This is a genomic window from Cellulosimicrobium cellulans, from assembly GCF_042723955.1.
Taxonomy (GTDB): Bacteria; Actinomycetota; Actinomycetes; order Actinomycetales; family Cellulomonadaceae; genus Cellulosimicrobium; species Cellulosimicrobium cellulans_H.
The window spans coordinates 1-8,661 of record NZ_JBHXIC010000044.1 but is presented as its reverse complement, the minus strand read 5'-3'; the positions used below and the strand labels follow the sequence as shown (position 1 = coordinate 8,661).

At 72.8% G+C, this 8,661-nt stretch carries 10 protein-coding genes; all 10 read right to left on the bottom strand.

Features of this window, described 5'->3' with window-relative positions; translation table 11 throughout:
- Window positions 1-91: 91 nt before the first annotated feature.
- Window positions 92-592, bottom strand: a complete 501-nt coding sequence (locus ACFWH7_RS13025) for a F0F1 ATP synthase subunit B (RefSeq protein WP_378216933.1) — start codon at window positions 590-592, stop codon at window positions 92-94.
- A complete protein-coding gene (locus ACFWH7_RS13020; RefSeq protein WP_047232897.1) occupies window positions 592-828 on the bottom strand; it encodes an ATP synthase F0 subunit C in 237 nt (78 codons plus the stop codon). The genes ACFWH7_RS13025 and ACFWH7_RS13020 overlap by 1 nt, the downstream gene beginning before the upstream one ends.
- A 110-nt stretch (window positions 829-938) precedes the next feature.
- Complete coding sequence (atpB, locus tag ACFWH7_RS13015) at window positions 939-1,733, bottom strand: F0F1 ATP synthase subunit A (protein WP_378216932.1); 795 nt, start codon at window positions 1,731-1,733, stop codon at window positions 939-941.
- 229 nt (window positions 1,734-1,962) lie between these two features.
- Window positions 1,963-2,457 carry a hypothetical protein gene (locus ACFWH7_RS13010; protein WP_378216931.1) on the bottom strand — a complete coding sequence of 165 codons (495 nt, stop codon included), beginning with the start codon at window positions 2,455-2,457 and terminating at the stop codon, window positions 1,963-1,965.
- The gene (locus ACFWH7_RS13005) at window positions 2,454-3,710 is read right to left on the bottom strand and encodes an MraY family glycosyltransferase (RefSeq protein ID WP_378216930.1); all 1,257 of its coding nucleotides are present in this window, start codon (window positions 3,708-3,710) and stop codon (window positions 2,454-2,456) included. The genes ACFWH7_RS13010 and ACFWH7_RS13005 overlap by 4 nt, the downstream gene beginning before the upstream one ends.
- Window positions 3,707-4,447, bottom strand: coding sequence for an L-threonylcarbamoyladenylate synthase (locus tag ACFWH7_RS13000; protein ID WP_378216929.1), 741 nt, complete (start codon window positions 4,445-4,447; stop codon window positions 3,707-3,709). Before ACFWH7_RS13000 ends, ACFWH7_RS13005 begins: the two co-directional genes overlap by 4 nt.
- The gene (gene prmC / locus ACFWH7_RS12995; RefSeq protein WP_378216927.1) at window positions 4,444-5,433 is read right to left on the bottom strand and encodes a peptide chain release factor N(5)-glutamine methyltransferase; all 990 of its coding nucleotides are present in this window, start codon (window positions 5,431-5,433) and stop codon (window positions 4,444-4,446) included. Before prmC ends, ACFWH7_RS13000 begins: the two co-directional genes overlap by 4 nt.
- Window positions 5,426-6,529: a peptide chain release factor 1 gene (prfA, locus tag ACFWH7_RS12990; RefSeq protein ID WP_378216926.1), complete on the bottom strand. Its 1,104-nt coding sequence runs from the start codon at window positions 6,527-6,529 to the stop codon at window positions 5,426-5,428. Before prfA ends, prmC begins: the two co-directional genes overlap by 8 nt.
- A 163-nt stretch (window positions 6,530-6,692) precedes the next feature.
- The gene (rpmE, locus tag ACFWH7_RS12985; protein WP_047232891.1) at window positions 6,693-6,911 is read right to left on the bottom strand and encodes a 50S ribosomal protein L31; all 219 of its coding nucleotides are present in this window, start codon (window positions 6,909-6,911) and stop codon (window positions 6,693-6,695) included.
- 166 nt (window positions 6,912-7,077) lie between these two features.
- On the bottom strand, window positions 7,078-8,661 hold a 1,584-nt coding region (gene rho, locus ACFWH7_RS12980; RefSeq protein WP_378216924.1), incomplete at its 5' end, for a transcription termination factor Rho.

Below are 8,661 nucleotides of genomic sequence, written 5' to 3'. Positions count from 1 at the left end.
GACGCGCGGGTGGTGGCCCGCCCCCCGCCCCCGGGCCCCCGCCGGCCCCGCGATGTACCGCCACGGGACCGAGGCCGCGTCTGTGGCGCGCCTAGTCGGCGAGCGACTCGCCCACGATCTTCGAGGCGAGCTCCGTCGCGAGCAGACCGACGTCGTTGCGCAGCGAGACCGCGGCCTGCTGGCGCTCGGCCTCGATCTGGCGGTGCGCCGTCTCGACGATGCGCGCGGCGTCGTCCGACGCCTTCGCCCGCAGGTCCGAGACGATGGCCGAGCCCTCGGCCCGTGCCTCCTCGCGGATCTTCGCCGCCTCCGTGCGCGCCTCCTGGAGCTGCTGGTGGTACTCCGCCAGCGCCGCCGCGGCCTCCGCCTGGGCGGACTCCGCCTTGGCGAGGCCACCCTCGATCTTCGCGGTGCGCTCGTCGAGCACCGCCTGGAACTTGGGCAGGATGGCCTTGTAGAAGACGATCGCGATGACGACGAGGACGACCGCCGACCAGAGCAGGTCGTAGCCGGCCGGAAGGAAGAGGTCGATCCCCTCCGGCTCCTCCGTCTGCGCCACCAGCGAACCGGCGGCGCTCGTCAGCGCCGACATCACGCCGCGGGGAAGAGGAAGCCGGCGACGAGACCCAGCAGGGCGAGGAGCTCGACGAACGCGACACCGAGGAACATGGTGGCGCGGAGCTGGCCGGCGACCTCGGGCTGGCGGGCGATGCCCTCGATGGTCTTGCCGATGAGGATACCGAGGCCGATGCCCGGGCCGATCGCGGCGAGGCCGTAGCCGACCGAGTTGAGGTTACCGGTGACCTCGGCGAGGGTGGTGACGTCCACGATGGGTGTTCCTTCCGTTGGGCGCCGGCCCTGGGTGGTCCGGCGTCGCGTGGGTTGATGCGTCTGGAGCGAGCTGGTGGTGCGAGCGGCGCGGTGCGCCGACCGTCAGGTCAGTGCTCTTCCTCGAGCGACATGTTGATGTAGACCGCCGCGAGCAGGGCGAAGATGTACGCCTGGAGCGCCGCGACCAGGATCTCGAAGAGCGTGAAGGCGAAGCCGCCAGCAAGGCTGAGGACGCCGAGCGCCTTCATCGCGGGGGCCGCCTCGAAGAAGAAGTACTGCGTCGCCGCGAAGCACAGGACGAGCATGATGTGCCCGGCGACCATGTTGGCGACGAGACGGATGGCCAGCGAGGCCGGCCGGATGATGAGGATCTGGAGCAGCTCGATCGGCGTGACGATCAGGTAGATCGGCGCCGGGATCCCCGGGGGGAACAGGTTGCTCTTGAGGTAGCCGCCGAGGCCGTGCTTCTTGATGCCGACGTACCAGTAGGTCACGAAGACCCACAGGGCGAGGAGCAGCGGGATGCCGATCCGGGCGGTGCCGGCCATGTTGAGGCCGGTGATGATGCCCGTGATGTTGAACGCGAGGATCGCGCAGAAGATCGTCGTGATCATCGGCACGAAACGCTTGGCGTTCTCCTTGCCCATGATCTCCTCGACGACCTGCACGCGCACGAAGTCGAGGATCATCTCGATGGCGTTCTGGAACCGGCCGGGGACGAGCTTCGCGCGGCGCGCCGCGATGACGAAGATCGCCAGCAGGGCGATCGTCGCGACGACGCGGACGATCCAGATGCGGTCGATCTGGAAGATCGTGCCCTCGAAGAGGATGGCCGGCGGGAAGAAGTCGGCGATCGACGGCGCGTGGAAGCCACCTTCGCTCTCGGAAGCAGCGAGGAGCACGGGGGTCGCAAGCGTGGACAGGGTGGACTCCCAATGGTCGTGTGGTCCGGGCAGCCGTCACTCGTTGGTGGGCACGCCGTCGGACCTGGCCGTCATGGATTCGCCAGTAGCCTAACGTATGGATCGGCGTGCTCACGCCGATCTGGCGGTGCTTGTGACATTTTGCTCATGCGCTCCGGGCAACTGGTCCCTGGCCCGGGCGCCGCCCGCCTGATAGAGGCGTGGTCGGTCAGCGGGCGTCGGGCTCGACGTAGGGGATGCGCCCCCTGCTCACGGCCCGGTAGTCGAGCACCGCGGAGCCGATGACGCCGACGAGCAGGACGCCCGCGAAGACCCAGCGGTCGTAGAAGTCCATGCCGCGCAGGACCACGAGGATCACGATGAGCACGACCATCTTCGCGAGCCAGCTCCCCATGACGACCGCGGCGGTCGTCGTCGGGCTCGCGTCCACCGTGCGCAGCATCGCCCAGACGGTCGTCGCCGAGAAGAGCAGCGCGACGCCGACGCCCAGGAGCGCGCCCCAGACGCCGGACAGCCCGGCGACGAGCGCCCCGATCGCGACACCGAGGACGGTGAGCGCGCCGAGCAGGACGAGCACGTCCCGCAGCGCGGTCCGGAAGACCGCGCGCACGGCCTGCCCGTGCGGGCCGATCGTCTGCTCGGCAGGCTCCTGGACGGGCTGCCCGCCGTCCGGCTGGGCGGGTTCGGGCTGGCTCGTGGTCATCTCAGGGCTTCCTTCGGCGGGGTCGTGACGGCGGGCGAGGCAGGCGGGGCGGCTTCACCCGGGTGGTCGTCGGAGGTGGGGGTCGTGACCGGCACGGACGAGGTCGTGGCCGCGGCGTCGTCGTCGAGGAACCGGCCGCGCGTGCGCAGCGGGCCGAGCGTGAGGACCGCGGACACCAGGACGGCGACCGCGAGGCCCACGGCCACGCCGTGCCAGTGCCACTGGACGAGCGCGACCGCGGTGAACGCGAACACGGCCGTCCAGACGTAGAGGATGAGCACCGCGCGGCGGTGCGAGTGCCCGATCGCGAGCATCCGGTGGTGCAGGTGCATGCGGTCCGGGTGGAACGGCGACTTCCCACGTGCGACACGGCGCACCACCGCCATGCCCATGTCGAGCAGCGGCAGGAGGATCACCGCGAGCGGCAGCAGGAGCGGGATGAACGCCGGGATCTGCTGGGCTCCGGAGAGCGCGTCGGTCTCGATCTTGCCCGTCACGACGATCGCGGCCGCGGAGAAGACGAGCCCCAGGACCATGGAGCCCGAGTCCCCCATGAAGATGCGCGCCGGATGGAAGTTGTGCGGCAGGAAGCCGGCGCAGATGCCGACGAGCGCGGCGATCACGAGCGTCGCGAGGCTCGAGTAGTCGTCGGCGCTCGCCTTCTGCGTGAGCACGTAGGAGTAGACGAAGAACGCGGCACCGCCGATCGCGACGAGCCCGGCCGCGAGGCCGTCGAGGCCGTCGACGAAGTTCACGGCGTTCATCGCGACGACGACCACGAGGATCGTCGCGGCGAGCTGGAGGCGCGAGGACCAGATGAGCTGCTGCTCGCCGATCCCGAGCGGGAGCGTGAAGAGGACGACTCCCTGGGCCGCCATGAACCCCGCGGCGAGCACCTGCCCCGCGAGCTTCGTCATCCAGTCGAGGTCCCAGATGTCGTCGGCGATCCCGAGCAGGCAGACGATCGCGGCCGCGCCGACGATCCCCCACGCCCGCGAGTCCGCCACGAGCCGGCCCGCGACCTCGCTGACGAACACGCTCTCGAGGAACGGCATCTGCGACGCGAAGACCACCGCCACCACGAGGCCCAGCAGCATGGCGAGCCCGCCGAGGCGAGGGGTCGGGATCGTGTGGACGTCGCGGTCGCGCACCGCGGTGATCGCGCCGGTGCGCAGCGCGACCCAGCGCGCGAAGGGCGTCGCGAGGAACGTCACCACCGCGGCGACGAGCATCACGAGCAGGTAGACCCTCACCCGCCGTTCGCCTCCGGCTCCCCGGCGTCGTCGGTGGTGGGAGCGTCGGCAGGCGCGGCGGTGGGCGCGTCGGAGGGGGCGTCGGCGGGCGGGTCGTCCGGGCCCGCGACATCCGCGACCTCGCGGAGCCGGTCGAGCGTGACCGCGCCCTGGCGCACGACGCGCAGCGTGCCCGACGTCGCGTCGACGATGGTCGACGCCACCCCGCCGGGCGCCGTGCCGCCGTCGAGATAGACCGTCACGGCGTCGCCGAGCTGTGCCTGCGCGTCGTCGACGTCGAGGGCCGCGGGACGGCCGGTCGCGTTCGCCGACGACACCGCGAGCGGCCCGGTGCGGCGCAGGAGCGCGAGCGCGGCCGGGTGGTCGGGCATGCGCAGCGCGACGGTCCCGTGCGTCTCCCCCAGGTCCCACGCGAGCGAGGGCTGGGCGCGCAGGATGATCGTGAAGCCGCCGGGCCAGAAGGCCTCGACGAGGCGGCGCGCGTCGTCGGGCACGTCCGTGGCGAGGCCGTCGAGCGTGCGCGCGTCCGGCACGAGCACGGGCGGGGGCATCTGCCGGCCCCGGCCCTTGGCCGCGAGGAGCGCGGCGACGGCCTCGGCGTCGAACGCGTCGGCGCCGATGCCGTAGACGGTGTCGGTGGGCAGCACGACGAGGCCACCGCGGGAGATCGCGTTGACCGCCTCGTCGATGCCGGCGCCCCAGGTGTTCGGGTCGGTCACGGGGTGGACGGAGCTCACGGGTCCATCCTTCCACGCCCACGGGCGGGCTCCGGGTCACCGGCGTGCTCGGGTCCCGAGCGCCGGGCCACGACCATGCGGTCGCGTCCCGTGAGGTCGACGACGGTGCGGACGTCGACGAACGCGCCGGTCGCCGCGACCATGTCGCGCGCGGCCGCGGCCTGGACCTCGGCGTGCTCCATGACGTAGAGACCTCCGGGGCGCAGGAGCCGCGCGGCCGCGGCCGTGATCCCCCGCGGCACCTCGAGACCGTCCGGCCCGAGGCCGTAGAGCGCCACGCCGGGATCGTGGTCGGCCACCTCGGGGTCGCGCGGGACGGCACCGGGGGGCACGTACGGCGGGTTGGACACGACGACGTCGACCGTGCCGTCGAGACCGCCGTCGGCGACAGGCCCGGCGAGCGCCGTGCGGGCGTCGCCCCGCACCAGGTGGACGACGACGCCGCCAGCCTCGCGCACCGCCGTCACGTTCCGCTCGGCCCAGGCGTGGGCGGCGGCGTCGAGCTCGACCGCGTGCACGTCGGTCCCGGCGACCTCCGTCGCGACGGCGAGCGCGATCGCCCCCGAGCCGGTGCACAGGTCGACGACGGTCGCGCGCCCCGCTCCGGCCACGACCGCGCGGGCCTCGTCGACGGCGACCTGCGCGACCCGCTCGGTCTCGGGCCGCGGGACGAAGACGCCCGGCCCGACGGCCAGCTCGAGGTGCCGGAACGGCGCGGTGCCCACGAGGTGCTGGAGCGGCACGCGCTGCGCGCGCCGGGCGACGAGCCCCGCGAGGGCGGGCGCGACGTCGTCCGGGACGGGCGTGCCGAGGATCGCGCGACGCGCCACGTCGCTCCGGGGCACCGCGAGCGCGTGGGCCAGCAGGAGCTCGGCGTCCGCACGCGCCGAGGGCACCCCCGCGGCGTCGAGGACGGCCGTCGCCCAGCGCAGCCAGGCAGAGGTGCGGGCGTCCGACGGCGGGTTCGGAGCGACCGGCTCAGGCATCGCCGGCGCTCGCGAGGCGGGCCGCCTCGTCGGCCTCGACCGCCGAGCGCACGACCGGGTCGAGGTCGCCGTCGAGCACCTGGTCGAGGTTGTAGGCCTTGTACCCGGTGCGGTGGTCCGCGATGCGGTTCTCCGGGAAGTTGTACGTGCGGATCCGCTCGGAGCGGTCCACGGTCCGGACCTGCGAACGGCGCAGGTCCGCGGCCTCCGCGGCGGCGGCCTCCTGCTGCGCGGCGAGCAGGCGCGCGCGCAGCACGCGCATGGCCTGCTCGCGGTTCTGGAGCTGCGACTTCTCGTTCTGCATCGACACGACGATGCCCGTCGGCAGGTGCGTGATGCGCACGGCGGAGTCGGTCGTGTTGACGGACTGCCCGCCCGGGCCGGAGGAGCGGTAAACGTCGATGCGCAGGTCGTTCGGGTCGATCTCGACCTCGCCCGCGTCCTCCACCTCGGGGAACACGAGCACGCCGGCCGCGGAGGTGTGGATCCGGCCCTGCGACTCGGTCACGGGCACGCGCTGGACGCGGTGCACGCCGCCCTCGTACTTGAGGTTGGCCCAGACGCCGTCGGCGGGGTCGGTCGGCGTGCTGCGCGCCTTGACCGCGACCTGGACGTCCTTGTAGCCGCCGAGGTCGGACTCGGTGGACTCGAGGACCTCGGTCTTCCAGCCCCGGCGCTCCGCGTACCGCAGGTACATGCGCAGCAGGTCGCCCGCGAACAGGGCGGACTCCTCGCCGCCCTCCCCCGCCTTGATCTCGAGGATGACGTCGCGCCCGTCGTCGGGGTCGCGGGGCACGAGCACGCGGCGCAGGCGCTCGCGCGCCTCCTCCTCCGCGGCGCGCAGGCCTGGGAGCTCCGCGGCGAACGCGTCGCCGTCCTCGCCCCCGAGGGCCGCGAGCTCGGCGGCGGCCTCGGCGTCGTCGCTCGCCTCGCGCCACGCGCGGTACGCGCCGACGACCTGGTTGAGCTCGGCGTAGCGCCGCCCCAGCGTGCGCGCACGACCGGCGTCCGCGTGGACGGTGGGGTCGGCGAGCTGGCCCTCGATGTCGGCGTGCTCGGCCAGCAGCGGCTCGACGGCGGCGAACGACTCGGTCACGGACTGCTCCTCGGTGGCGGGCTGGGTCGCGGCCTGCGCGCCGGGGCGGCGACCGCGCGAGGATCGGTGGATCGCTCGGGCAAAGCAACAGCGCCGGTGGTTCGAGCTCGCCGACTGCCCCTGGAGAGGTTGTCGGGCTCGGACCACCGGCGCTGCGGAGCGGCTACTTGCCGGCGTCCTTCTTGCCGTAGCGCGCCTGGAAGCGGGCCACGCGGCCACCGGTGTCGAGGATCTTCTGCTTGCCCGTGTAGAACGGGTGGCAGGCGCTGCACACGTCAGAGCTGATCTTGCCCGACGCCTCGGTGCTGCGCGTCACGAAGGTGTTGCCACAGGTGCAGGTCACCTCGGTGACGACGTACTCGGGGTGGATACCAGACTTCACGGTTTTCTCCTTGGGGTGACGTCTCCGGGTCAGGTGCGGCGACCGCACCTGTGAACCGGCGACAGGCGGCCTGACGATCGCAGGCCGACGAACCATTGTGCCAGAACGCGCGGACGCCCCGAGAACTTCCCGGGGCCGCCCGCCGTCGGCTGCTGCCGGACGACCGTCAGATCGTGCGGCCGACGTTGTCGTCGTCCGCAAGACCGCCGGGCGTGGTCTTCTGGACGTGGAGCAGGAACTCGACGTTCGTCTGCGTCTTCTTGAGCTGGCCGAGCAGCAGCTCGATCGCCTGCTGTTGGTCGAGGGCGCCCATGACACGACGCAGCTTGTAGACGATCTTCAGCTCGTCCTGCGACAGGAGGATCTCCTCGCGGCGCGTGCCGGACGCGTTGACGTCCACGGCCGGGAAGATGCGCTTGTCCGCGAGGTTGCGCGACAGGCGGAGCTCCATGTTCCCCGTGCCCTTGAACTCCTCGAAGATGACCTCGTCCATCTTCGAGCCCGTCTCGACGAGCGCGGAGGCCAGGATCGTCAGCGAGCCGCCGTTCTCGATGTTGCGGGCCGCGCCGAAGAACCGCTTGGGCGGGTAGAGCGCGGACGCGTCCACACCACCCGACAGGATACGGCCCGAGGCCGGCGCCGCGAGGTTGTACGCGCGCGACAGGCGGGTGAGCGAGTCGAGGAGCACGACGACGTCCTGGCCGAGCTCGACCAGGCGCTTCGCACGCTCGATCGCGAGCTCGGCGACGATCGTGTGGTCGGACGCGGGGCGGTCGAACGTCGAGGCGATGACCTCGCCCTTCACCGTCCGCTCCATGTCCGTGACCTCTTCGGGCCGCTCGTCCACGAGCACCACCATGAGGTGGACCTCGGGGTTGTTGGCCGTGATCGCGTTCGCGATCTGCTGCATGATGATCGTCTTGCCGGCCTTGGGCGGCGCGACGATGAGGCCGCGCTGGCCCTTGCCGATCGGCGCGACGATGTCGATGACGCGCGGCGTCAGGCGCGTCGCCTCGGTGTTCTCCAGGCGCAGGCGGTCCTGCGGGTACAGCGGCGTGAGCTTGGTGAACTCGGGGCGCTGGCGCGCCTCGTCGGGCGACATGCCGTTCACGGTGTCCAGGCGCACGAGCGCGTTGAACTTCTGGCGCGCGGTGTTGCCCTGGTTCTCGCCCTCGCGCGGCTGGCGCACCGCGCCGGTGACGGCGTCACCGCGGCGCAGCCCGGCCTTCTTCACCTGGCCGAGCGAGACGTAGACGTCGTTCTGGCCCGGCAGGTACCCGCTGGTGCGCACGAACGCGTAGTTGTCGAGGATGTCGAGGATGCCCGCGACGGGGAGCAGCACGTCGTCCTCGTTGACCTCGATGTCGTCGAGGCCCGCGACGTCCGGTCCCTGGCGGTTGCGGCCGCGCTTGCGGTCGCGCTCGCGGCCGCGGTCACGGCCCCGGCGCCGGCGGCCGCCGCGCTCGTCGTCCAGCAGCTGGCGGTCGTCCCGCCGATCCGCCTGGCGCTCGCCGCGGGTCTGCTGGCCACCGCTCTGCTGCTCGCGCTGCTGACCGCCCTGCTGGTCGCGCTGGCGCTCGCCGCCCTGCTGGTCGCGCTGACGGTCGGCGCGCGACGCGTCGCCGTCGCCCTCGCCGGTCCGGGGGGCGCCGGCACCGCGGCCCGCACGGCGCGAGCCCCGCTCGCCCGTGACCAGGCCGACCGCCGCGGCGGCGCGCGCGGCGCGCTCGTCGGCGGACTCGTTCGAGGT